Genomic DNA, 24133 nt, shown 5'->3' with positions numbered 1-24133 from the left:
CATGCGTGACACGGAACACGAGGCAGGGACAGGGAAGCGGCCGCTGGGGGTGGGCATGGTCGGATACGCCTTCATGGGCGCCGCCCACTCCCAGGGCTGGCGCACCGTCGGGCGCGTCTTCGATCTGCCCCTGCGGCCGGTCCTCTCGGCGGTCTGCGGACGCGACGGCGGCGCCGTGCGCGCCGCCGCCGACCGGCTCGGCTGGGCGGCCGCGGAGACCGACTGGCGCGCACTCGTGGCCCGTGACGACGTCGACGTCGTCGACATCTGCACCCCCGGCGACAGCCACGCGGAGATCGCGATCGCGGCGCTCGACGCGGGCAAGCACGTGCTGTGCGAGAAGCCGCTCGCCAACACCGTCGAGGAGGCCGAGGCGATGGCCGAGGCCGCCGAACGGGCCCGCGCGCGGGGCCAGGTGTCCATGGTCGGCTTCAACTACCGCCGGGTCCCCGCGCTCGCCCTGGCCCGGCAGATGGTCGCCGAAGGGCGGCTCGGAACGCTGCGGCACGTACGCCTGACGTACCTTCAGGACTGGCTGGTGGACCCGGAGTTCCCGCTCACCTGGCGGCTGCGCAAGGACCGCGCGGGTTCGGGCGCGCTCGGTGACCTGGGGGCGCACATCGTGGACCTCGCGCAGTATCTGGTCGGGGAGCCGGTGACGGGGGTCTCCGCGCTTACCGAGACGTTCGTGCGCGAGCGGCCGCTGCTCGACGGGGCGTCCAGCGGGCTCACGGGGGCGGGCGGTGCCGCGGGCGGACCGGGCGGTGCGGCCACCGGACCGGGCGGTTCCGCGGGTGGACCGGGCGGTGCGGCCACCGGACCGGGCGGTGCGGCCACAGGGCCGGTCACCGTGGACGACGCGGCGGTCTTCACCGGGCGCTTCCCCTCGGGCGCGCTCGCCTCGTTCGAGGCGACGCGTTTCGCGGCGGGCCGCAAGAACGCGCTGCGCCTCGAACTCAACGGCTCCGACGGCTCGTTGGCCTTCGATCTGGAGCGCCTGAACGAGCTCTCCTTCCACGACCACACGGAGCCCGCCACCTCCTCAGGCTTCCGCCGCATCCTGGTGACCGAGCCGGGCCACCCGTATCTGGAGGCCTGGTGGCCGCCCGGCCACGGGCTCGGCTACGAGCACACCTTCGTGCACCAGGCGCGCGATCTGGTGCACGCCATCGCCGAAGGCGGCGCCGCCGAACCGTCCTTCGCCGACGGGCTCGGCGTCCAGCGGGTGCTTGCCGCCGTGGAGGAGAGCGCGGCCAAGAACTCCGTCTTCACCCCGATCCCGAACACCCCCGTCCCGCACACCCCCGTCCAGGTTTGAGGAGGCCGTCATGCCACGTCCGTTCACCCTGTTCACCGGCCAGTGGGCCGACCTGCCGCTCGAAGAGGTCTGCAGGCTCGCCCGCGACTTCGGCTACGACGGGCTCGAACTCGCCTGCTGGGGCGACCACTTCGAGGTCGACAAGGCCCTGAACGACACCTCCTACCTGGACTCGCGCCGCCAGCTCCTGGACAAGTACGGCCTCAAGTGCTGGGCCATCTCCAACCACCTGGTCGGCCAGGCCGTCTGCGACGCGATCATCGACGAGCGGCACCAGGCGATCCTGCCCGCGCGGATCTGGGGCGACGGCGACGCGGAGGGCGTGCGGCGGCGGGCGGCCCGCGAGATCGAGGACACGGCGCGCGCGGCGGCGGCCTTCGGCGTCGACACGGTGATCGGCTTCACGGGCTCATCGATCTGGCATCTGGTGGCGATGTTCCCGCCGGCGCCCGAGTCGATGATCGAGCGGGGTTACGAGGACTTCGCCGAGCGCTGGAACCCGATCCTCGACGTCTTCGACGTACAGGGCGTGCGGTTCGCCCACGAGGTGCACCCCTCCGAGATCGCCTACGACTACTGGACAACACACCGCGCCCTGGAGGCAGTTGACCACCGCGTCGCCTTCGGTCTGAACTTCGACCCCTCGCATTTCGTCTGGCAGGACCTGGACCCGGTCGGCTTCCTCTACGACTTCCGGGACCGCATCTACCACGTCGACTGCAAGGAGGCGCGGCGCCGCCTGGACGGCCGCAACGGCCGCCTCGGCTCCCACCTCCCATGGGGCGATCCCCGTCGCGGCTGGGACTTCGTGTCCGCGGGCCACGGGGACGTCCCCTGGGAGGACGTGTTCCGCATGCTGCGCTCGATCCGCTACGAGGGGCCGATCTCGGTGGAGTGGGAGGACGCTGGCATGGACCGGCTGCAGGGCGCCCCCGAGGCGCTGCGGAGCCTGAAGGCCTTCGACTTCGAGCCTCCGTCGGCGTCGTTCGACGCGGCGTTCGGCGGCAACTGAGCCCTGCCGGGCACGGCTCGGCCCGTCCGGCGGTTCCGGCGACGGGCCCACTTTGTCCTGGGCAAGGAAGAAGCTGAACTCCGGTGATGCGCAAGGGCTTTCGGCCCAAGACAAAGCTCGCTACCGTCCCTGATGTGTACAGGACATGAACCTTCCGGGGTGACGGCGCACCCCGGCGCCCAGCGCCACGTTCCACACCCGCGTACGACCGTCCCCCTTCCGGAGGAACCCCCGTGCACAGGAAACGCCTGAGACTCCGCAAGACCCTCGCGCTCTTCACCGGCACCCTGCTGGCCGGCGCCACCCTCAGCCTCACCGCCCCCGGCGCGAACGCCGCCGACCCGGAGGCGGTCCGCGCCGCCCAGACACGGGCCGACAAGGCGGCCGCGGCCCCCGTCGCCGAAGACTTCCAGCAAGTGACCCTCGCCAAGGGCGAGCCGGAGACGGGTGAGCCCATGACGCTCTCCGTGCTCCCCGACCGCTCGGTCCTGCACACATCCCGCGACGGCACACTGCGCCTCACCGACGCGGCGGGCAACACCAAGATCGCGGGCAAGATCCCGGTCTACTCACATGACGAAGAGGGCCTCCAAGGCGTCGCTCTCGACCCGAAGTTCAGCGAGAACCGCGCGATCTACCTCTACTACGCGCCCCCGCTCGACACCCCGGCCGGCGACGCCCCGGAGACCGGAACCGCCGAGGACTTCAAGAAGTTCGACGGCGTCAACCGCCTCTCCCGCTTCGTCCTGAAGACCGACGGCACCCTCGACAACGCCAGCGAGAAGAAGGTCCTCGACGTCCCCGCCAGCCGCGGCATCTGCTGCCACGTCGGCGGCGACATCGACTTCGACAAGGACGGCAACCTCTACCTCTCGACGGGCGACGACTCCAACCCCTTCGCATCGGACGGCTTCACGCCCATCGACGAGCGCGCGGACCGCAACCCCGCCTTCGACGCCCGCCGCAGCGCCGGCAACAGCAACGACCTGCGCGGCAAGATCCTGCGCATCAAGGTCGCCGACGACGGGAGCTACACCGTCCCGGACGGCAACCTCTTCGCGCCGGGCACCGAGAAGACCCGCCCCGAGATCTACGCGATGGGCTTCCGCAACCCCTTCCGGATGAGCGTCGACAAGCCCACCGGTGTCGTGTACGTCGGTGACTACGGCCCCGACGCGGGCGCGGCCGACCCCAAGCGCGGCCCCGCGGGACAGGTCGAGTTCGCCCGCGTGACCAAGCCGGGCAACTTCGGCTGGCCGTACTGCACCGGCAAGAACGACGCGTACATCGACTACGACTTCGCGACGCAGACCTCCGGTGCCGCCTTCGACTGCGCGGCGCCGAAGAACGACTCCGTGCACAACACCGGCCTGACCGATCTGCCGGCCGCGCAGGAAGCGTGGATTCCGTACGACGGCGGCTCCGTCCCCGAGTTCGGCTCGGGCTCCGAGTCCCCGATGGGTGGCCCCGTCTACCGCTATGACGCGGCGAACACCTCCCCGGTGAAGTTCCCCGAGGCGTACGACGGCGACTTCTTCGCGGGCGAGTTCGGACGGCGCTGGATCAAGCGCATCGAGCAGGGCGCCGACGGCACCGTCTCGAAGATCAACCCGTTCCCGTGGACGGGCACCCAGGTGATGGACATGGAGTTCGGCCCCGACGGCGCGCTGTACGTCCTCGACTACGGCACCGCCTGGTTCGGCGGCGACGAGAACTCCGGCCTCTTCCGCATCGAGAACGCCACCGAGGGCCACTCCCCGGTCGTCGAGGCGAGCTCCTCCGTGACCAGCGGCCAGGCCCCGCTCAAGACCAGGTTCACCGCGAAGGCCACGGACGCCGACGGCGGCACGCTGACCTACGCCTGGGACTTCGGCGACGGCGGCAAGTCGACCCAGCAGAACCCCTCGTACACGTACAAGAAGAACGGCGTCTACACCGCGACCGTGACCGTCAAGGACTCGACCGGGCGCACCGGTTCGGCCAGCGCGCACCTCACCGTCGGGAACACCGCGCCCAAGGTGACCCTGGAACTCCCCGGTGACGGGCAGCTGTTCACCTTCGGGGACAAGATTCCCTTCAAGGTGACCGTGACCGACAAGGAAGACGGCCCGATCGACTGCACGAAGGTCAAGGTCACCCACATCCTCGGCCACGACAGCCACGGCCACCCGGTGACATCGGCCAACGGCTGCGAGGGCACCCTGCAGACCTCGGCGGACGGCGAGCACGACCCGAACGCCAACATCTTCGGGGTCTTCGACGCCGAGTACACCGACAAGGGCGCGAACGGCCAGCCCGCACTGACCACCCATGACCAGAACGTCGTCCAGCCCAAGCACCGCCAGGGCGAGCACTACAACGACTCCAAGGGCGTGTCCGTGGTCAACCACACCCCGGCGCACGGCGGCAAGGCGGTCGGTGACATCAACAACGGCGACTGGATCGCCTTCAAGCCCTACATCCTGGGCAACGCCACCAAGCTGACCGCGCGCGTCGCTTCGGGCGGAGCCGGCGGCACGCTCGAGGTCCGCAGCGGCTCGGCCACCGGCAAGCTCCTGGGCAGCACGAAGGTCGCGCCGACCGGCGGGTGGGAGACGTACACCGACGTGAGCACTGCTCTCGCCGGAGCGCCCACCAAGACGACCACGCTCTTCCTGGTCTTCAAGGGCGAGGGCACCGGAGCCCTGTACGACGTGGACGACTTCACCTTCACCACGAGCTGAGAAAGGGGTCACACCGCATGCGCGCTTCCGCACGGATAGCCACCGCGACGGCCGCGGCCGCCCTGCTCATCGGTTGTGTCTCGGGGCCTGCGGCCTCGAAGCCGGAGTCTTCCAAGGCTGAAGGGGAGAAGGTCCTGGTCTTCTCCAAGACAGCCGGGTTCCGGCACGACTCCATCCCGGACGGCATCGCGGCCGTCAAGGAGCTCGGCGCGGCGAACGGCTTCACCGTCGACGCGACCGAGGACGCCGGAGCCTTCACCGCCGCCAACCTCGCCCAGTACGACGCCGTGATCTGGCTCTCCACGACCGGCGACGTCCTCAACGCCGAGCAGCAGACGGCGTTCGAGGACTACATCAAGAAGGGCGGCGGGTACGTGGGCGTGCACGCCGCCGCCGACACCGAGTACGACTGGCCCTTCTACGGAGGCCTCGCGGGCGCCTACTTCCAGTCGCATCCCGCGATCCAGCCCGCGAAGGTCCAGGTCGAGGACCACGCGCACCCGTCCACCGCGCATCTGCCGGGGATCTGGGACCGCACCGACGAGTGGTACAACTACCGCTCGAATCCACGGGACCGGGCCCGCGTCCTCGCCTCCCTCGACGAGTCGTCGTACACCGGCGGCACGATGTCGGGCGACCATCCCATCGCCTGGTGCCAGGACTATCAGGGCGGCCGCTCCTTCTACACGGGCGGCGGCCACACCAAGGAGTCGTTCGCCGACCCCGCATATCGCACGCATCTGCTCGGCGGGATCCGCTGGGCGACGGGCGCGGCGCAGGCCGACTGCCGTACGGAAAAGGGCTACACGCCGATCTTCGACGGTACGGCTGCCTCGCTGGACGCCTGGAAGCAGGCGGGCCCGGGGTCCTTGGAGTTGAACGAGGCCGACGGGACGCTCACGACGGTCGGCGGCATGGGGATGCTCTGGTACGACGGGGCGAAGGAGCTCGGCTCCTACTCCCTCAAGCTGGACTGGCGCATGGACGGCGACGACAACTCCGGGATCTTCGTGGGCTTCCCGGCCTCCGACGACCCCTGGTCGGCCGTGAACAACGGCTATGAGATCCAGATCGACGCCACCGACGTTCCGGAGAAGACCACCGGCTCCGTCTACGGCTTCAAGTCCGCCGACCTGAAGAAGCGCGACAAGGCGCTGAACCCGCCGGGGGAGTGGAACACGTACGAACTCCGTGTCGAGGGCGAGCGCCTTCGGATCTATCTCAACGGAGTGAAGATCAACGACTTCACCAACACGGATCCGGCGAGGAGCCTGAAGGACGGTCACATCGGCATCCAGAACCACGGCGCCGATGACCAGGTCTCCTTCCGCGACATCCGGGTGAAGGACCTGCCGGCCCGCACCGCTTCCGGCGTGGGCCGCTAGACGGCGGCGGGCGGAGGACGCCGGACCTCCGCCCGCCGTCTTTTCTTCGACAGGAGGCAGCCGTGCCCATTTCCTCTTCGACTGGTTCTTCTAGACCTTCTGGTTCCTCTGGTTCCTCTGGTTCCTCTGGTTCTTCTGGTTCTTCGGGTGGCGGGCTGACCGGGGTGTGGCTGATCGGCGCGCGAGGCTCGGTCGCCACGACGGCTGTCGCGGGGTGCGCGGCCGTGACGGCCGGTCTCCACCCGCCGACCGGCATGGTCACGGAGACCCCGCCGTTCGCGGACTGCGGTCTGCCAACGTTGTCGTCGCTCGTCTTCGGCGGCCACGACACGGTGGAGTGCCCGCTGCCGAAGCGGGCGGAGCAGCTGGCCGCCGGGGGAGTGCTGCCGCACGGCGTCCCCGCGGCGGTGCGCTCCGAACTGGCGGCGGCGGACGCGGAGATACGGATGGGCGGGCCGCGCCCCGGCGGCACTGACGCCGACGCCGACGCCGGCGGCCGCTCGGACGAGGAGCTGATCGCTTCCTTCGCCGCCGACCTCCGCGATTTCGTACGTCGCCGAGGTCTTGCCCGTGCCGTGGTGGTGAACGTGGCTTCGACGGAACCGCTGCCGGCGGAGGGCGGCGGACGTCTCCCCGCCAGCTCCCTGTACGCGGCGGCGGCGCTGCGCGCGGGCTGCCCGTACGTGAACTTCACCCCGTCGACGGGCCTGCACCACCCGGCGCTCGCTGCTGAGGCCGCTTCGTCGGGCCTCCCCTATGCGGGCCGGGACGGCAAGACGGGCCAGACCCTGCTCCGCTCGGTCCTCGGCCCGATGTTCGCCCAGCGTGCGCTCGCCGTGCGGTCCTGGTCCGGCACCAACCTCCTGGGCGGCGGCGACGGCGCGTCCCTCGCCGATCCGGCCGCGGCGGCGGCGAAGAACGCGGGCAAGGAACGGGCCCTGGCGGACACGTTGGGCTCCGCCCCGGAGGGCGAGGTCCACATCGACGACGTCCCGTCCCTCGGCGACTGGAAGACCGCCTGGGACCACATCGCCTTCGACGGCTTCCTCGGCGCGCGCATGGTCCTCCAGACCACCTGGCAGGGCTGCGACTCGGCCTTGGCGGCCCCCTTGATCCTGGACCTGGCCCGCCTCCTAGCCCGCTCCCACGAACTGGGCCTCACCGGCCCGTCACCATCCCTCGGCTTCTACTTCAAGGACCCGGACCCAGGCTCTTCGTCAGCTTTGGGCGAGCAGTACGGGGCGTTGGTTGCTTTCGCGGAGCGGTTGAGGGGGGCGGGGGTGTGAGAGGGACCTTCGGTGATCAGCGGGGCAGGGGGGTTGGCGTGGGGGTGGGTGTGGGTGTGGCCTGTGGTGCTTGGCGGGGTGGAGGCGTGGGGGTGACCTGGGGTGGTCAGTGGGGCCACGGCGTGGGTGTGGCCTGTGGTGTTGGGCGGGGTGGGGGTGTGGGTGTGGCCTGTGGTGCTTGGCGGGGTGGAGGCGTGGGGGTGACCTGGGGTGGTCAGTGGGGCCACGGCGTGGGTGCGGCCTGTGGTGTTGGGCGGGGTGGGGGTGTGGGTGCGGCCTGTGGTGCTTGGCGGGGTGGAGGCGTGGGCGTGACCTGGGGTGGTCAGTGGGGCCACGGCGTGGGTGTGATCTGTGGTGTTGAGCGGGGTGGCGGCGTGAGTACGAGCTGTGTTGGTCAACGGGGCGGCGGCGTCGGCGAGGTCCGCCATGGTGTGGGAGGTGTCGTATGAGTACCGCTCGCGACTGGGCCGAACTCCTGCGCGTCCCGGCCCTGTTCACCGTCCCCGGTGACGCGCTCGCGGGGGCGGCGGCGGCGAGGCTGCGCCCGAACCCCCGCACCCTGCTCGCCATGGCCGCATCCCTCTCCCTGTACGAGGCGGGCATGGCCCTCAACGACTGGGCGGACCGCGCGGACGACGCGGTCGAACGCCCGCACCGCCCCCTGCCGTCCGGCCGCATCGCCCCCGCGGCGGCCCTGGGCGCGGCCGCCGCTTTCACGGCCGGCGGCCTGGCCCTCGCCTCCCGCGCGGGACGGCCCGCCCTGGCTGTGGCGAGTGCCTTGGCGGGCACGGTCTGGGCCTATGACCTGGGCCTGAAGCACACCCCGGCCGGCCCCGCCGCCATGGCCGCGGCGCGCGGCCTCGACCTGCTCCTGGGCGCGGCGGCCACCGGCAAGGGCCACCCGGCGGGCAACCAACTCCGAGCCGCGGTGCCCACCGCCCTCGTACTGAGTGCCCACACCCTCGCCGTGACCGCGGTCTCACGCCGCGAGGCGCAGGGCGGCTCCACGGCGGCACCGCTGGCAGCGCTGGCGGCGACGGCAGCGCTGGCCCGGCTGCTCGCACCGGGCGGCTCCGGTGAACGCGGCGTCAGCCGCAGCGGACACGGCGGCCACGGTGGCGGCGGCCGTGACCTCGCCCTTCAACTCCCGGCAGGCCGACGGGCAGCAGCCACCCGCGGCCTGCCGGGTTCCACAGCGGACCAGGCGACCCGCGGTGCCGGCCGCGGGGGCGCCGACGCCGCACGGCACGCGGCGCTGGCGGCTAACTCGACGCAGGGGGCGTCGCTCACCGGGACCCGCGGCACAGGGCTGCCGGGGCTCGCGGCGGGCGCGGCGCGAGCGGTGAACGCGGTGAATGCAGGGGGCGCGGCGGGCGTGGTCAACGGGGCGGACGCGGTCAACGGGGCCAGCAGGGCGGGCGGGGCGAGCGGGGCCGGCAGGGCGGGCCGGGCGAACGAGGCCAGCAGGGCGAACGAGGGCAGCAGGGCGGGCCGGGCGAACGAGGCCAGCAGGGCGGGCCGGGCGAGCAGGGCGAGCAGGGCGAGCGGGGCGTACGCGGCCCCTGGCGTGTGGCGCCTTGGCACCCGCGCCACGAGCGCGGCGTACGCGGCCCCCGGCGTGTGGCGCCTTGGCACCCGCGCCACGAGCGCGGCGTACGCGGCCCCCGGCGTGTGGCGCCCTGGTACCCGCGCCACGAGCGCGGCGAACGTGGCCCCCGGCGCGTGGCGCACCGGTACCCGCGCCGCGGTGCAGGCCGCCCTCGCCGCCGGCTACGCCGTCACCGCCGCCCGCCCCCTCTTCCATGCCGCGCTCAACCCGTCACCCCAGCTCACCCAACGAGCCGTCGGCGGCGGAATCCGCGCCATGATCCCGCTGCAGGCCGCGCTCTCCGCCCGCGCGGGCGCCCTCGGCAGCGCACTGGCGACCGTCGCCCTCGCCCCGGCGGCCCGCCGGTTCGGCCGGAAGGTGAGTGTCACGTGACCGGAGGAGCGGACCGGCGGGGCACGCCGCCGAGCGGTGCCGGGGCACCCCTGCGGTTCGGGTACGGCACCAACGGCCTGACCGATCTCCGGCTCGACGACGCCCTCGGTCTCCTCGCCGACCTCGGCTACGTCGGCGTAGGACTGACCCTCGACCACATGCACCTCGACCCCCTCGCCCCCGACCTCGCGGCCCGCAGCCGCCGCGTGGCCCGCGGCCTGGAGCGGTGCGGTCTTACGGCGACGATCGAGACGGGTGCCCGCTATGTGCTCGACCCGCGCCGCAAGCACGGCCCCTCGCTCCTGGACCCCGACCCGGACGCACGGGCGGCCCGCGTCCGCCTGCTGATCCGCGCCGTCCAGGTCGCCGCCGACCTCGGTGCCCACGCCGTGCACTGCTTCAGCGGCATCACCCCCGAGGGAACCACCGACGACACCGCCTGGCAGCGCCTCGCCGAAGCCCTCGGACCCGTCCTGGACGCCGCGTCCGGCGCCGCCGTGCCCCTGGCCATCGAACCCGAACCCGGCCACCTCCTCTCCACACTCGCCGACTTCCACCGCCTTCGCCACGAACTCGGCGACCCCGAGCCCTTGGGCCTCACCCTCGACATCGGCCACTGCCAGTGCCTCGAACCGCTCCCTCCCGCCGACTGCGTACGCGCCGCCGCGCCCTGGCTACGGCATGTCCAGATCGAGGACATGCGCCGCGGTGTCCACGAACACCTCCCGTTCGGGGACGGGGAGATCGACTTCCCGCCCGTGCTCGAAGCCCTTGCCGCCACCGGCTACCAAGGCCTCACCGTCGTCGAACTGCCCCGCCACTCCCACGCGGGCCCCCAACTCGCCTCCCACTCCATCGAGTTCCTGCACCGGGCCGCCGAAGGAATCCGCGCCCCGGACCGAAAAGGCACTCCGCCACCGAGCGCCCCCGCCCGCACCCCAGCCAGAGGAGGAACTCCGTGACCGATGCACCCGCCATCGCCGACCTCCGCAGCCGCCTCGACGCCGACCTCGGCGGCGCCGCCCGGGCCTGGCTCGACCAGGCCACCGCGGAGGCCGCCGCCCGCCACGGACGGCCGGACCAAGCTGCCGCCCCCGTCTGGGAGTTGCGCTTCGCCGAGGCCGGCCGACGCTGCGGCCAGGAGCACGCCGACGCCGCTCGCGTGCTCCTCCTGCACGCCGCCGACGCGGACCCGGCCACGCTCAACCGCGTCTACGAACAGGGCACCGCCGCCGAACGCCGCGCCGTCCTGCACGCCCTGCCCCACCTGGTGCCGGGCCCCGAAGCCCTGCCCCTGGTCGAGGACGCACTGCGCACCAACGACACCCGGCTCGTCGCCGCGGCAGTCGGTCCGTACGCCGCCCGGCACCTCGCACCGCACCACTGGCGCCACGCGGTCCTCAAGTGCCTGTTCACCGGTGTCCCCGTGGACGCCGTGGCCGACCTCCCGCGCCGCGCCCACGCCGACGCCGAGCTCGCCCGCATGCTCGGCGACTACGCGGGCGAACGCACCGCCGCAGGCCGCCCCGTCCCCGGCGATCTGTACCGCGTCCTGGCCCTGACCGCCCCTACGGCGCCCTCCGCCGCAGCGGACCCGTCATCCCCCGCGACGCCCTCGGCCCCCGCGACCCCTTCGACCGGCGAGGAGCAGCAGTCCTGATGCGCATCTTCGACCCCCACATCCACATGACGTCCCGGACCACCGACGACTACCAGGCCATGTACGCCGCCGGCGTCCGCGCCGTCGTCGAGCCGGCCTTCTGGCTGGGCCAGCCCCGCACCTCGCCCGCCTCCTTCTTCGACTACTTCGACTCCCTCCTGGGCTGGGAACCCTTCCGCGCCGCTCAGTACGGCATCGCCCACCACTGCACGATCGCCCTCAACCCCAAGGAGGCGAACGACCCCCGCTGCACCCCGGTCCTCGACGCGCTGCCCCGATATCTCGTCAAGGACAATGTCGTGGCCGTCGGCGAGATCGGCTATGACTCCATGACCCCCGCCGAGGACGCCGCGCTCACCGCCCAGCTCCAGCTCGCCGCCGACCACGAGCTGCCCGCGCTCGTCCACACCCCACACCGCGACAAGCTGGCAGGGCTGCGCCGCACCCTCGACGTCGTCCGGGAGTCCGCGCTGCCCCTGGAACGGGTCCTGATCGACCATCTCAACGAGACCACGGTCAAGGAGGCCAAGGACAGCGGCTGCTGGCTCGGGTTCTCCGTCTATCCCGACACCAAGATGGACGAGGACCGGATGGTGGCGATCCTGCACGAGCACGGGACCGAGCGCGTCCTGGTCAACTCGGCCGCCGACTGGGGCAAGAGCGACCCTCTCAAGACCCGCAAGGTGGCCGACGCCATGCTCAAGGCCGGGTTCAGCGAGGACGACGTCGACCTGGTCCTGTGGCGCAACCCGGTCGCCTTCTATGGGCTCAGCGGCCGCCTCGCCCTCGACGTCACGGACACCGACGCCACCCACGAAGGCAACTCCATCCTCCGCGGCGGGGCGTGAGCCATGCGCTTCCGGCACCCCGACGGCAGCGCCGTCCACCTCGCGTACTGCACGAACGTCCATCCGGCGGAGACCCTCGACGGCGTCCTCGCGCAACTCCGCGACCACTGCGAACCCGTACGCAAACGCCTCGGCAGGGACCGTCTGGGCATCGGCCTGTGGCTCGCCAAGGACGCCGCGCACGCCCTGGTCACCGACCCCGCCGCCCTCCGCGGCCTGCGCACCGAACTCGACCGGCGCGGCCTTGAGGTCGTCACACTCAACGGATTCCCGTATGAAGGGTTCGGCGCCGAAGAAGTCAAGTACCGCGTGTACAAGCCGGACTGGACCGATCCGGAGCGGCTCTCCCACACCACCGACCTGGCCCGCCTGCTGGCCGCCCTGCTGCCCGACGACGTCACCGAAGGCACCATCTCCACCCTTCCCCTCGCCTGGCGCACCCCCTTCGACCCCGTCCACGCCGAGGCGGCCCGCGCCGCCCTCACCGCGCTCGCCCAACGTCTGGACGCGCTCGACGAGTTGACCGGCAGGTCGATCCGCATCGGCCTTGAACCGGAACCGGGCTGCACCGTGGAGACCACGAGCGACGCGATCGCCCCCCTCACCGCGGTCGGTCACGACCGCATCGGTGTCTGCGTCGACACCTGTCACCTGGCCACCTCCTTCGAGGAACCGCGGACGGCGCTCGACGCCCTCGCCGCCGCGGGCGTCCCCGTCGTGAAGTCCCAGCTTTCCGCTGCCCTGCATGCCGAACACCCCCATCTCGCCCAAGTCCGCGAAGCCCTCGCCGCCTTCGACGAGCCCCGCTTCCTGCACCAGACCCGCACCCGCACACCCGCCGGCCTGCACGGCACCGACGACCTCGGCGAGGCCCTCGCCAGCGACGCCCTGCCCGACTCGGCACCCTGGCGCGCCCACTTCCACGTCCCCCTGCACGCCGCCCCCGCGCCGCCTCTCACCTCCACACTCCCCGTCCTGAAGGACACGCTCACGCACCTCGTCGGCGGACCTCACTCCCGCACCCGCCACCTCGAGGTCGAGACCTACACCTGGCAGGCGCTGCCACCCGAGCTGCGCCCCCGCTCCCGCCCCCAGCTCGCCGACGGCATCGCCGCCGAGCTCACCCTCGCCCGCGATCTCCTGACGGACCTCGGCCTCAAGGAACTCCCATGAGCCCCACACCCCTCCTCGTCCTGGACGTCGTCGGCCTCACCCCGCGCCTCCTCGACCACATGCCGCACCTCAAGTCCCTCGGCGGATCCGGCTCGCAGGCCACGCTCGGCACCGTCCTGCCCGCCGTGACCTGCGCGGCCCAGTCCACCTTCCTCACCGGCACCACCCCCGCCGAGCACGGCATCGTCGGCAACGGCTGGTACTTCCGCGAGCTCGGCGACGTACTGCTGTGGCGCCAGCACAACGGCCTCGTCGCCGGCGACAAACTGTGGGACGCCGCCCGCCGCGCCCACCCCGGCTACACCGTCGCCAATATCTGCTGGTGGTACGCCATGGGCGCCGACACCGACATCACCATCACCCCCCGTCCCGTCTACTACGCCGACGGCCGCAAGGAACCCGACTGCTACACCCGGCCCCCGGCCCTGCACGACGAACTCACCGAGAAATTCGGTACGTTCCCCCTCTTCCACTTCTGGGGCCCCGGAGCCGACATCGTCTCCAGCCGCTGGATCGTGGACGCCACCCGCCACATCATCGACACCCGCCACCCCGACCTGGCCCTGTGCTACCTCCCGCACCTCGACTACGACCTGCAGCGCTTCGGCCCCGACGACCCGCGCTCCCACCAGGCCGCCGCCGACCTCGACGCGACCATCGCCCCCCTTCTCGACGACGCCAAGGCCGAAGGCCGCACCGTCGTCGCGCTGTCCGAGTACGGCATCACCCGCGTGAGCCGCCCCGTCGACATCAACCGAGCCCTGCGCCGCGCCGGCCTGCTCGAAGTGCACACCCAGGACGGCATGGAGTACCTCGACCCGATGGCGTCCCGCGCCTTCGCCGTCGCCGACCACCAGATCGCCCATGTGTATGTGCGCAGGCCCGAGGATCTGGAAGCCACCCGCGCGGCGCTCGCCGACCTCCCCGGCATCGAGCAACTCCTCGACGACGAGGGCAAGAAGGCCAACCACCTGGACCACCCGCGCTCCGGCGAGCTCGTCGCCGTCGCGGAGCCGGATGCCTGGTTCACGTACTACTACTGGCTCGACGACGCCCGCGCGCCCGACTTCGCGCAGCTCGTCGAGATCCACCGCAAACCCGGCTACGACCCTGTCGAGCTCTTCATGGACCCCGAGGACCCCTACGTCCGAGTCAAGGCCGCGGGCGCCCTGGCCCGCAAGAAGCTCGGCATGCGCTACCGCATGGCGGTCGTGCCCCTGGACCCCTCACCTATTCGCGGCAGCCATGGCCGCCTCCCCACGAGCGAGGACCTCGATTCAGGACCGCTCATTCTGTGCTCCACCCCCCGCGCCGTAAGCGGCCGCGTCGCGGCCACCGATGTGAAATCGCTGTTGCTCGACCTCGCCGGCCTGCACTGAGCCGTGCACCGCGCCGCCGAGTTCAGCTTGATCTCCACTGAACCAGACGGCTCGGTCCGTGCCATCAGGGTCCGACCCTGATCGCTCCCCGAGCCGGAAATCGAACCCATCCCTGACTGCCCCAGCCCTGACCAATCCAGCCCTGACTCGATCCCGGGAGACCTCATGAGCCGCAAGCACACCCCCGCCGACCCCGAACTGGCCCACAGACTCAGCAGACGCGGCATGCTCGGCGTGGCCGCGGGCGCCACCGCCGCGGCCCTGATCGGCACCGCCGCCACGGCTGCCCCTGCCACCGCGGCCGAGCAGGGCCGCGGCCGACCCGTCCTGCCGCCCGGCCGCCTCGGCATCCAGCTCTACAGCCTGCGCGACAAGGTCTCCACCCTCGGATTCGCCGCCGTCTTCGCCGAGTTGGAGAAGTACCGGTACGACGAGGTCGAGTTCGCCGGATACACCCAGGGATCAGCGGGCGCCATCACCCTTGCGCAGCTGAAGCAGCTGGCCCGCGATCACGGTCTGAACCCCATCGGCAGCCACGTCGGCTATTACGACGACAACAACCCCAACGCCTACACCTTCGCGCAGAACCTCACCAAGGTCCTCGACGACGCCCAGGCCCTGGGCCTCAAGCACATCGGCACCGCGTCGGGACCCTTCCGCTACGGCTCGACCGTCGACGGATGGAAGCGTGCCGCCGAGGACTTCAACACGTACGGAGAAGCGGCCCGCAAGCGCGGCATGAAGTTCTACCAGCACAACCACGCCGAGGAGTTCTCCTTCGCCACCGACAAGCCGAACGTGCGCCTCTACGACGTGCTGCTCGCCGAGACCGACCCCGACTTCGTCTATCTGGAGATGGACATCTACTGGGCGTTCGCCGGCCAGTTCCGCTTCGGCAAGCGCCCGGACGGCACGCCGGCGCCCTTCGAGCCGCTCGACTACGTACTCAAGCAGCCGCACCGCTACCCGCTGTTCCACGTCAAGGACGGCATACGGGACGAGACCGCCCGCGACGGCTACCGCATGGTGGACGTCGGGGACGGCGACATCGACTACAAGAAGTTCCTCTCCAAGGTGACCGCGCGGACCCATGACGGCCGCCGCTACCACCACTGGCAGACCGAGCACGACAACCCGGTCGAGTCCTACGCCTTCGCCCGCAAGTCCAGCGAGCACCTGCACTCGCTGCGCTGCGGCGACTGACCCCGGACACGGCGGCGGCCGGCCCGTGCACCAGGTGCACGGGCCGGCCGCTGAGCCGTGCGACGCGTACGGGACCGTCGCCACGCGCAAGGGAGTTAGACGGGCGCCACGCGCGCGTGCCCCGGCTGGCGCAGCAACAAGGAGAGCCCCGCCGCGACGAGGGACACCACACCGGCCGTCGTATAGGCGCCGACGTATCCCCACGAGGCCACGACCATCGCGCCCATTCCGCCGCCGAACAGACCGCTGACCAGCTTGGCGCTGTAGACCATGCCGTAGTTGGAGGCGTTGTTGTTCTCTCCGAAGTAGTCCGGTACGAGGGCCGCGAACAGCGGATAGAAGGCACCGCCCGCGAAGCCGGACAGGAACGCGAAGACCAGGAACAGCGGCTGGTTGCGCATCTCGCCCGCCCACAGCACCCCGAACTGCGCCACCGCGAGCACCAGGCAGACGTAGGTCAGGGTCGGCTGTCGGCCGAGCCGGTCCGAGAGCCAGCCGACGACGCCCCGCCCCGTGCCGTTGATCACCGACATCACACCCATCGACGACGCCGCGATGAGCGGACCGAAGCCCATCTCCTTGGCGAACGGCACCTGGAAGGAGATCCCGAAGATCGAGACGCCCGCGCAGCACAGCATGCACACCCACATCAGCGGGACGACTCCGGTCCGCAGGGCCTCCCCAGGAGTGAACTGCCGTACCGCCGGCGGGTTCTTGGCCAGCGCGACCGCCGTCCGCCTGTCGCCGTCCCGCCGCAGCGGGTCGACGTCCGACGGCCACCAGTTCTTCGGCGGATCCTTGAAGAAGAGCCCCGCCACCAGGGTCACGGCGAGTACGTAGAAGCCGACCAGGTCGAGGACGGTCCGGTAGTTCGAGGTGTCGAAGCCGTAGGAGAACAGGAAGATGAACGGCACGGCACCATAGGCGAATCCGCCGTTGACGAAGCCCGTCTTGCCGCCGCGCCGTTCCGGATACCACTTGCCGACCATGTTCACGCAGGTCGAGTAGATCAGCCCGGAGCCGACGCCGCCCAGGAAGCCGAAGCCCGCCATCGCCGCCGCCACGTTCGGCGCGTGGCTGAGGCTGACGAAGCCCAGGAGGGAGAGGACGGAGCCCGTCAGCATCGCCGCCCTGCTGGTCAGGATCCCCTTCTCGCGCAGTTTCCCGGCCGGGAAGGAGACGGCGGCCTGGAAGAAGATCCAGACGCTGAGCACCCAGAAGGTGTTCGACGAGGTCCAGTGGTGGGCCGCGGAGAGGGTGTCCTCCGCCGCTCCGTAGGCGTACTCGAAGACGCTGATGGCGAGCATGGCCACCCAGGGGAGCACCACCATCGTCCAGCGCGGTCGACCGAGGATCTCCCGGTCGCTCTCGCCGACGCGGTACACGCGCCCGCGCTCGTCCGTGACTTCTTGGTACGACGCGTCAGTGCTGCCCGGGCTGCCCGGCGCGTTCTTCGCGGCGATGGGCTCCGCCGTCATATCAGGCCATCTCCTCACCGAGAGGTTGCGGATTGGGGTCGATCTTCTTGGGATGGGGCCTGCCCGGCTGGGACAGGAAGAGCGCGATGAAGCCGGCGAACAGGGAGATGGACCCGGCCAGGGTGAACGCCCCGGCGTGACCCCAGTGGCTCACCACCAGGGAACCCATGCCGGAGCCGAGGAGCCCGGAGACCAGCTTGGAGCTGTAGACCAGGCCGTAGTTGGAGGCGTTGTTGTTCTCTCCGAAGTAGTCGGCCGTCATGGCCGCGAACATCGGGAAGATGGCGCCTCCGCCGAATCCGGAGATGCTGGAGAAGACCAGGAACAGCGGGAGGCTCTTGATGTCCGCGGACCACAAGATGCCGTACTGCGACAGGCCGAGGACGATGCAGACGAAGATGAGGCACCGTTTGCGTCCGTAGCGGTCCGAGAGCCAGCCGATGACTCCTCGGCCGGTGCCGTTGACGATGGCCTTCAGGGACATGGCGGTGGCGACGATCCCGCCGGCGAATCCGGCCTCCTCCCCGATGTCCACCTGGAACGCGATGCCGAAGATGTTCACGCCCGATGTGCACAGCAGGCAGAACCACATCAGTGCCACGCGCCCGGTCTGCCAGGCCTCCTTGGGTGTGTACTGCCGCACGGCGGGCGGGTTCATCTTCAGGGCCCGGCGGGCCCGTGGGTCGTCCGGCGGACGCAGCGGGTCCACGTCCGCGGGCCACCAGTTCTTCGGCGGGTCCTGGAAGAAGTAGCCCGCCACGGCGACCATCGCGGCCAGGAAGAGGCCCACGGACACCAGTACCCAGCGGAAGTTCGTCAGGTCCATGTAACCGGTGAAGATGAAGACGAACGGCACCGAACCGTAGGCGAATCCGCCGTTGACGAATCCGGTCTTGCCTCCCTTGCGTTCCGGATACCACTTGCCGACCATGTTCACGCAGGTCGCGTACACCATGCCGGCGCCCATGCCGCTGAACATGCCGAAGCCGATGTAGGCGACCACCACATGCGGCGCGAACGCCAGGGACAGATAACCGAGCAGCGTGCCGACCGCGCCCAGCATCATCGCCCAGCGGGCCGGGAGCTTCCCGCTCTCGCGGAGCTTGCCCGCCGGGAAGGCCACCGCGGCCTGGAAGAAGACCCAGACGCCCAGCATCCAGAAGATGTGCAGGCTGCTCCAGGAATGCGCGGTGTGCAGGGTGTCCTCGGCAGAGGCGAACGCGTATTCGGCCGAGCTGATGCCCATCATGCCCACCCACGGCAGGATGACCATCCACTTGCGTTTGCGGCCCATGATGTCGACGTCGGTCTCGCCGAGCCGGTACATCCGGCCGTTGGCGTCCGTCACCTCCCGGTAAGGGACGGGTGTCTGGATGTCGGTTGTTGTCATGTCGCTTTAGCACCCCTTGCATCGAAAAGATCCTGGCCAGCGCCCCCTGTCCAATTCCTTTCGTGCGCGCGCGGGTTCCGGGGCGGCCGGCGCGCGCCGCCGGCCGCCCTCCACTCACGCCCTCATCGACCACCTCCGAGCAGCCCGGCGGCCCGCGCCCAGCGGTACTTCGCGCCCAGCGCGGCCACCGGCTTCTCGGTCGTGTACGGGTACGCCACGACGCCCCGCTCGAAGAGGTACTGGCAGGCCTCCTCCACCTCGACATCGCCCGCCAGAGACGCCACGACGGGCTTCTCGATGCCCCGCTCGCGGAACTCCGCGACGACACGGGCCGTCAGTTCGGCGAAGACCATGGGAGGAGTGACGATGGTGTGCCAGTAGCCGAGGACAAGCGCGTGGATGCGCGGGTCCTCCAGACCCAGCCTGATCGTCGCCTCGTACGTCGACGGGGGCTCGCCACCGGTGATGTCCACGGGGTTGCCGGCTGCCCCGAAGGGCGGGATGAACGCCTTGAAGGCCGCGTCAAGATCGTCCGGGATCTCCATCAGGCGCAGTCCGTTGTCGGTCACCGCGTCGGAGAGCAGCACGCCCGAGCCGCCCGCCCCCGTGATGATCACGATGTTGTCGCCCTGCGGGGTGGGAAGCACCGGCAACGCGCGCGCGTACTCCAGCATTTCGTTGAGACCAGGGGCGCGGATGACGCCCGCCTGCCTGAGGATGTCGTCGTACACGGCGTCGTCGCCCGCGAGCGCGCCCGTGTGCGATCCGGCGGCTTTCGCCCCCGCGGCCGTGCGTCCGGCCTTCAGGACCACGACCGGCTTCTTGGGGACGGTCGCCCGCGCGGCCTCCACGAAGGCACGGCCGTCCTTGAGGTCCTCCAGGTGCATGGCGATGCACTGGGTGTTGGGGTCCTCGCCGAACCAGGTGAGCAGGTCGTCCTCGTCCAGGTCCGACTTGTTGCCGAGCCCGACGATCGCCGAAACGCCTGTCTTCGTAGTGCGCGCGAAGCCGAGGATCGCCATCCCGATGCCGCCCGACTGGCTCGTCAGGGCGACGCCGCCCTTGACGTCGTAGGGCGTGCAGAACGTGGCGCACAGGTCCTGCCACGTCGAGTAGTAGCCGTAGATGTTCGGGCCGAGCAGCCGCACACCGTGCCGCTCGCCGATCGCCACGATCTCCTCCTGGAGGGCGTGTTCACCGGTCTCGGCGAACCCGGAGGGAATCAGGACCGCGTTGGGGATGCCCTTGCGGCCCACCTCCTCCAAGGCTGCCGCCACGAACTTGGCGGGGATCGCGAAGACCGCCACATCCACCTCACCCGGAACGTCCGTGACACTCTTGTACGCCTTGCGGCCCAAGATGTCATCGGCCTTGGGGTTCACCGGATGGATCTCTCCGGAGAAGCCGCCGTCGATGAGGTTGCGCATCACCGAATTGCCGATCTTGCCCTGCTCGTTGGATGCGCCGATCACGGCGACCGAGCGCGGCTGCATCAGCCGCCGCATCGAGGTGAGCATCTGCGCGCGCGTGTAGGTGCGCCGCGCCTTTGGCACCCCCTCGGAGAGGATGACGCGGATGTCCGCGGCGATCGCGCCCTCCGGGGTGGCAATCACCGGGTTGAGGTCCACCTCGGCGATCTCCGGGAAGTCGGTGACCAGTTGGGAGACCCGGCGGATCTGCTCGGCGAGCGCCCACCGGTCCACGGCGGGCGCGCCCCGCACTCCGCGCAGGATCTCGGCGGCCCTGATCGAGTCGAGCATCGAGGCGGCCTCGTCCGCGTCGACCGGCGCCAGGCGGAACGTGACGTCCTTGAGGACCTCCACCAGTACGCCGCCGAGACCGAACGCGACGACCTTCCCGAACGTCGGATCGGTCACCGCCCCGACGATCACTTCCTGGCCCGACGGCAGCAGCTCCTGGACCTGTACGCCCTCGATGCGGGCTGTCGGCGCGTAGGCGCGCGCGTTCGCGACGATCTCGCAGAACGCGGCCCGTACGTCGGCTGCGCCCTCCACGCCGACGACGACGCCGCCCGCGTCGGTCTTGTGCAGGATGTCGGGGGAGACGATCTTCAGGACGACCGGCCCGTCGAAACGGGCCGCGTGCGCCACCGCCTCGTCCACGTCCGTCGCCAGCTCCTCGCCCGGCACGGCGATCCCGTACGCGTCCGCGAGGATCTTGCCCTCCGGAGCCGTCAGCGACGTACGTCCCTCGGCGCGCACCGAGTCGAGCAGCGCCCGCACCGTCGATGCGCGGTCTTCGGCCATCAAGTCTTCGGCCATCGGTCAGATCACTCCGTTCGACTTGAGCAGGCGCAGTTCCTCGTCGCCGAGGCCGAGTTCCCCGACGAACACCTCGGCGTTGTGCTCGCCGAGAAGCGGTGAACTGACCACGTCCACGGGGGAGTCGGACAGCTTCAGCGGGGAGCCGACGGTGGTGAAGGAGCCCCGCTGCGGGTGCGCGACCTCGACGACCATCTCGTTGGCGGCCAGCGAGGCGTCCTCGATGATCTCCTTGGTGGAGAGGATCGGGCCGCACGGGATGTTGTGGGCGTTGAGCCGCTCGAGGACCTCCCACTTGGGGAGCGTCGAGGACCACTCCTCGATCAGCTGGAACATCTTGCCGAGCTTGGGAAGGCGCGCCTCCGGAGTCGCCCACTCGGCGTCCTCGGCCAGCTCGGGGCGTCCGATGAGCTCGGTGAGCGGCTGCCAGCCGACGGGCTGCACGATCACGTACACGTAGTCGTTGGGGCCTCCTGGAGCGCACTTGACGGCCCATCCGGGCTGCCCGCCGCCGCTCGCGTTGCCGGAGCGGGGCACCTCGTCACCGAAGTCCTCGTTCGGGTACTCGGCGAGCGGCCCGTGCTGCAGGCGCTGCTGATCGCGCAGCTTCACCCGGCACAGGTTGAGCACGGCGTGCTGCATGGCCACGTTCACGCGCTGCCCGCGACCGGTGTTCTCCCTCTGGAAGAGGGCGGCGAGAATGCCGGCGACGGCATGGATGCCGGTCCCGGAGTCACCGATCTGGGCGCCCGTGGCGAGCGGCGGGCCGTCCTCGAAGCCGGTGGTCGACATGGAGCCGCCCATCGCCTGGGCGACCACTTCGTAGGCCTTGAAGTTGGTGTAGGGGCCGTCTCCGAAGCCCTTGATCGAGGCGTAGACGATCCGCGGGTTGATCTCCTGGATGCGCTCCCATGTGAAGCCCATCCGGTCCACGGCGCCAGGACCGAAGTTCTCGACCATCACATCGGAGCGGCGGATCAGCTCCGTGAGGAGCTCCTTGCCGCGCTCGGACTTGGTGTTGAGGGTGATACTCCGCTTGTTGCAGTTGAGCATCGTGAAGTAGAGCGAGTCGACGTCCGGGAGGTCGCGCAGCTGCTTGCGCGTGATGTCTCCGGAGGGTGCCTCCAGCTTCACCACGTCCGCGCCGAGCCAGGCGAGGAGCTGGGTGGCGGAGGGCCCGGACTGGACGTGCGTCATGTCGAGGACGCGTACGCCCTCAAGAGCCTTGGTCGTCATCGAGCGGGCTCCTCACTTGTACATGGTCTGGTTCATGGTTCCGGGGGCGTATGCGTCCGGATCGACCCATACGTTGATCAGCGACGGCTTGCCGGACTCGCGCGCCCGCCGGAGCGCGGGACCGATGTCGGCGGGGTCGCGGACCTCTTCGCCGTAACCGCCCAGCATCTGGGCGAACTTGTCGTAGGGGACGTCTCCGAGGGTGTTGCCGACGCGCTCGCGCTCCTCGCCGTACTTGGCCCTCTGGCCGTAACGGATCTGGTTCATGGAGGAGTTGTTGCCGACGATCCCGACGAAGGGCAGGTTGTAGCGGACCAGCGTCTCGAAGTCCCACCCGGTCAGCGAGAAGGCGCCGTCTCCGAAGAGAGCCACCACCTCCTTGTCGGGCCGCGCCTGCTTGGCGGCGAGCACGAAGGGGATGCCGACGCCGAGCGTGCCGAGCGGTCCGGGGTCCATCCAGTGGCCCGGCGACTTGGGCTGTACGACCTGCCCGGAGAAGGTGACGATGTCGCCGCCGTCGCCGATGTAGATCGAGTCCTCCGTAAGGAAGTCGTTGATCTCGCTGACGAGGCGGTACGGGTGGATGGGCGAGGCGTCGGAGCGGAGGTTCGGCAGCCGCTTCTCGATCGCCGTCTGTTCGGCGGCCCGCAGCTCGTCGATCCACTCCTTGCGCTTGGAAGCCCCTCCGTTGACGCGGCCGGACGCCGCCTCGTTGACCGACTTCAGGATCAGTCCCGCGTCGCCCACGATGCCGAGGTCGATGTCCCTGTTCTTGCCGACGGTGCGGTAGTCGAGGTCGATCTGTACGACGGTCGCGTCCTGCGAGAGCCGCTTGCCGTAGCCCATGCGGAAGTCGAAGGGCGTTCCCACGATGACGATGAGGTCGGCGTTGGAGAAGGCGTACCGCCGTGAGAGCTGGAAGTGGTGCGGGTCGCCGGGCGGCAGCGTCCCGCGTCCCGCGCCGTTCATGTAGGCGGGCACGTTCAGGGCGCGTACGAGCTCGATGGCCGACTCCGTGCCGCGCGTCGTCCACACCTGGCTGCCGAGCAGGATCGCGGGCTTCTCGGCGTGCACGAGCAGATCGGCGAGCTTCTCGACGGCTTCGGGGTCGCCGGCCGAGCGGGTCGACGCGCGGTACTGCCCGGCCTGGGGGACCCGCGCCTTGTCGACCGGCACCTTGGCGTCGAGCACATCGCGCGGTATCTCCAGGAAGGACGGTCCCGGAGCGCCGTGGTAGCACTCGCGGAACGCCATGGACACCATGTCGGCGGCGCGCGCCGTGTCCGGCACGGTCGCGGCGAACTTGGTGATCGGCGTCATCATGTCGACGTGCGGAAGGTCCTGGAGGGACCCCATCTTGTGCTGGGTGTGCGCCCCTTGGCCGCCGATGAGCAGCATCGGGGACTCCGCGCGGAAGGCGTTCGCGACGCCCGTGACGGCATCCGTCGTCCCCGGCCCCGCGGTCACCACGGCACACCCCGGCTTGCCCGTGAGGCGTGCGTACCCGTCGGCCGCGTGGGCGGCGACCTGTTCGTGGCGTACGTCGACGACATCGATGCCCTCGTCGACGCAGCCGTCGTAGATGTCGATGATGTGGCCGCCGCAGAGGGTGTAGATGACCTCCACACCCTCCGCTTTGAGTGCCTTGGCGACCAGGTGCCCACCGGAGATCTGGGGGGCCTGGTTGGTGTCGCTGCTGCCGTCGGGCATGGCGAAGTCCTGTCCCTTCGTAGGGGAGTTGGAGCGCTCACACGCTGCTCGTAGGTGCTCTCGCGGTAG

17 protein-coding genes are annotated in these 24133 nt (G+C 70.5%); 12 read left to right on the top strand and 5 right to left on the bottom strand.

Annotation, left to right across the window (positions count from 1 at the left end):
- The first annotated feature begins 1 nt into the window (after window position 1).
- The 12 genes from AB0G47_RS05095 to AB0G47_RS05040 all read left to right on the top strand — a co-directional run bounded on the left by AB0G47_RS05095 (window position 2) and on the right by AB0G47_RS05040 (window position 15968).
- Window positions 2-1318 carry a Gfo/Idh/MocA family oxidoreductase gene (locus AB0G47_RS05095; protein WP_360764199.1) on the top strand — a complete coding sequence of 439 codons (1317 nt, stop codon included), beginning with the start codon at window positions 2-4 and terminating at the stop codon, window positions 1316-1318.
- Between the two features lie 10 nt (window positions 1319-1328).
- Entirely contained in the window at window positions 1329-2330 is a 1002-nt protein-coding gene (locus AB0G47_RS05090) for a sugar phosphate isomerase/epimerase family protein (RefSeq protein ID WP_135333048.1), read from the top strand.
- A gap of 233 nt (window positions 2331-2563) precedes the next feature.
- Entirely contained in the window at window positions 2564-5053 is a 2490-nt protein-coding gene (locus tag AB0G47_RS05085) for a PQQ-dependent sugar dehydrogenase (protein ID WP_360764196.1), read from the top strand.
- Between the two features lie 17 nt (window positions 5054-5070).
- The gene (locus AB0G47_RS05080; protein WP_360764194.1) at window positions 5071-6438 is read left to right on the top strand and encodes a ThuA domain-containing protein; all 1368 of its coding nucleotides are present in this window, start codon (window positions 5071-5073) and stop codon (window positions 6436-6438) included.
- A gap of 155 nt (window positions 6439-6593) precedes the next feature.
- Entirely contained in the window at window positions 6594-7724 is a 1131-nt protein-coding gene (locus AB0G47_RS05075) for an inositol-3-phosphate synthase (RefSeq protein ID WP_360765099.1), read from the top strand.
- A 445-nt stretch (window positions 7725-8169) separates the two neighbouring features.
- Window positions 8170-9705, top strand: a complete 1536-nt coding sequence (locus AB0G47_RS05070) for an SCO3242 family prenyltransferase (protein ID WP_360764192.1) — start codon at window positions 8170-8172, stop codon at window positions 9703-9705.
- Window positions 9702-10667: a sugar phosphate isomerase/epimerase family protein gene (locus AB0G47_RS05065; RefSeq protein ID WP_360764191.1), complete on the top strand. Its 966-nt coding sequence runs from the start codon at window positions 9702-9704 to the stop codon at window positions 10665-10667. Before AB0G47_RS05070 ends, AB0G47_RS05065 begins: the two co-directional genes overlap by 4 nt.
- On the top strand, window positions 10664-11365 hold the full coding sequence (locus AB0G47_RS05060) for an EboA domain-containing protein (protein WP_360764189.1): 702 nt from the start codon (window positions 10664-10666) through the stop codon (window positions 11363-11365). Before AB0G47_RS05065 ends, AB0G47_RS05060 begins: the two co-directional genes overlap by 4 nt.
- A complete protein-coding gene (locus AB0G47_RS05055; RefSeq protein WP_360764188.1) occupies window positions 11365-12213 on the top strand; it encodes a TatD family hydrolase in 849 nt (282 codons plus the stop codon). Before AB0G47_RS05060 ends, AB0G47_RS05055 begins: the two co-directional genes overlap by 1 nt.
- Before the next feature lie 3 nt (window positions 12214-12216).
- Window positions 12217-13386 (top strand): metabolite traffic protein EboE, encoded by a 1170-nt coding sequence (gene eboE / locus AB0G47_RS05050; RefSeq protein ID WP_360764186.1) that lies wholly within the window; start codon window positions 12217-12219, stop codon window positions 13384-13386.
- Entirely contained in the window at window positions 13383-14765 is a 1383-nt protein-coding gene (locus AB0G47_RS05045; protein WP_360764184.1) for a nucleotide pyrophosphatase/phosphodiesterase family protein, read from the top strand. The genes eboE and AB0G47_RS05045 overlap by 4 nt, the downstream gene beginning before the upstream one ends.
- 165 nt (window positions 14766-14930) lie before the next feature.
- The gene (locus AB0G47_RS05040) at window positions 14931-15968 is read left to right on the top strand and encodes a sugar phosphate isomerase/epimerase (protein ID WP_360764182.1); all 1038 of its coding nucleotides are present in this window, start codon (window positions 14931-14933) and stop codon (window positions 15966-15968) included.
- Window positions 15969-16063: 95 nt separating this feature from the next.
- Here AB0G47_RS05040 and AB0G47_RS05035 read toward each other — a convergent pair whose 3' ends face one another.
- The 5 genes from AB0G47_RS05035 to AB0G47_RS05015 all read right to left on the bottom strand — a co-directional run bounded on the left by AB0G47_RS05035 (window position 16064) and on the right by AB0G47_RS05015 (window position 24064).
- A complete protein-coding gene (locus AB0G47_RS05035) occupies window positions 16064-17446 on the bottom strand; it encodes an OFA family MFS transporter (RefSeq protein ID WP_360764180.1) in 1383 nt (460 codons plus the stop codon).
- A gap of 1 nt (window position 17447) precedes the next feature.
- Complete coding sequence (locus tag AB0G47_RS05030) at window positions 17448-18836, bottom strand: OFA family MFS transporter (protein ID WP_360764178.1); 1389 nt, start codon at window positions 18834-18836, stop codon at window positions 17448-17450.
- 122 nt (window positions 18837-18958) lie between these two features.
- Window positions 18959-21103, bottom strand: a complete 2145-nt coding sequence (locus AB0G47_RS05025) for an acetate--CoA ligase family protein (RefSeq protein WP_360765097.1) — start codon at window positions 21101-21103, stop codon at window positions 18959-18961.
- 18 nt (window positions 21104-21121) lie between these two features.
- Complete coding sequence (gene frc / locus AB0G47_RS05020; RefSeq protein WP_360764176.1) at window positions 21122-22354, bottom strand: formyl-CoA transferase; 1233 nt, start codon at window positions 22352-22354, stop codon at window positions 21122-21124.
- Between the two features lie 12 nt (window positions 22355-22366).
- On the bottom strand, window positions 22367-24064 hold the full coding sequence (locus AB0G47_RS05015; protein WP_360764174.1) for a thiamine pyrophosphate-binding protein: 1698 nt from the start codon (window positions 24062-24064) through the stop codon (window positions 22367-22369).
- Between the last annotated feature and the right edge of the window lie 69 nt (window positions 24065-24133).

Source organism: Streptomyces sp. NPDC021622, assembly GCF_040640795.1.
Lineage (GTDB): Bacteria > Actinomycetota > Actinomycetes > Streptomycetales > Streptomycetaceae > Streptomyces.
Note: the sequence above shows the minus strand (reverse complement) of the source record. Positions and strands in the feature narration are given on the sequence as shown.

Bases quoted from the DNA above. Each gene is read 5' to 3' on its own strand.
- AB0G47_RS05095 (WP_360764199.1), top strand. From the start codon at position 2: ATGCGTGACACGGAACACGAGGCAGGGACAGGGAAGCGGCCGCTGGGG.
- AB0G47_RS05090 (WP_135333048.1), top strand. From the start codon at position 1,329: ATGCCACGTCCGTTCACCCTGTTCACCGGCCAGTGGGCCGACCTGCCG.
- AB0G47_RS05080 (WP_360764194.1), top strand. From the start codon at position 5,071: ATGCGCGCTTCCGCACGGATAGCCACCGCGACGGCCGCGGCCGCCCTG.
- AB0G47_RS05070 (WP_360764192.1), top strand. From the start codon at position 8,170: ATGAGTACCGCTCGCGACTGGGCCGAACTCCTGCGCGTCCCGGCCCTG.
- AB0G47_RS05055 (WP_360764188.1), top strand. From the start codon at position 11,365: ATGCGCATCTTCGACCCCCACATCCACATGACGTCCCGGACCACCGAC.
- eboE (WP_360764186.1), top strand. From the start codon at position 12,217: ATGCGCTTCCGGCACCCCGACGGCAGCGCCGTCCACCTCGCGTACTGC.
- AB0G47_RS05045 (WP_360764184.1), top strand. From the start codon at position 13,383: ATGAGCCCCACACCCCTCCTCGTCCTGGACGTCGTCGGCCTCACCCCG.
- AB0G47_RS05040 (WP_360764182.1), top strand. From the start codon at position 14,931: ATGAGCCGCAAGCACACCCCCGCCGACCCCGAACTGGCCCACAGACTC.
- AB0G47_RS05035 (WP_360764180.1), bottom strand. From the start codon at position 17,446: ATGACGGCGGAGCCCATCGCCGCGAAGAACGCGCCGGGCAGCCCGGGC.
- AB0G47_RS05030 (WP_360764178.1), bottom strand. From the start codon at position 18,836: ATGACAACAACCGACATCCAGACACCCGTCCCTTACCGGGAGGTGACG.
- AB0G47_RS05025 (WP_360765097.1), bottom strand. From the start codon at position 21,103: ATGGCCGAAGACCGCGCATCGACGGTGCGGGCGCTGCTCGACTCGGTG.
- frc (WP_360764176.1), bottom strand. From the start codon at position 22,354: ATGACGACCAAGGCTCTTGAGGGCGTACGCGTCCTCGACATGACGCAC.
- AB0G47_RS05015 (WP_360764174.1), bottom strand. From the start codon at position 24,064: ATGCCCGACGGCAGCAGCGACACCAACCAGGCCCCCCAGATCTCCGGT.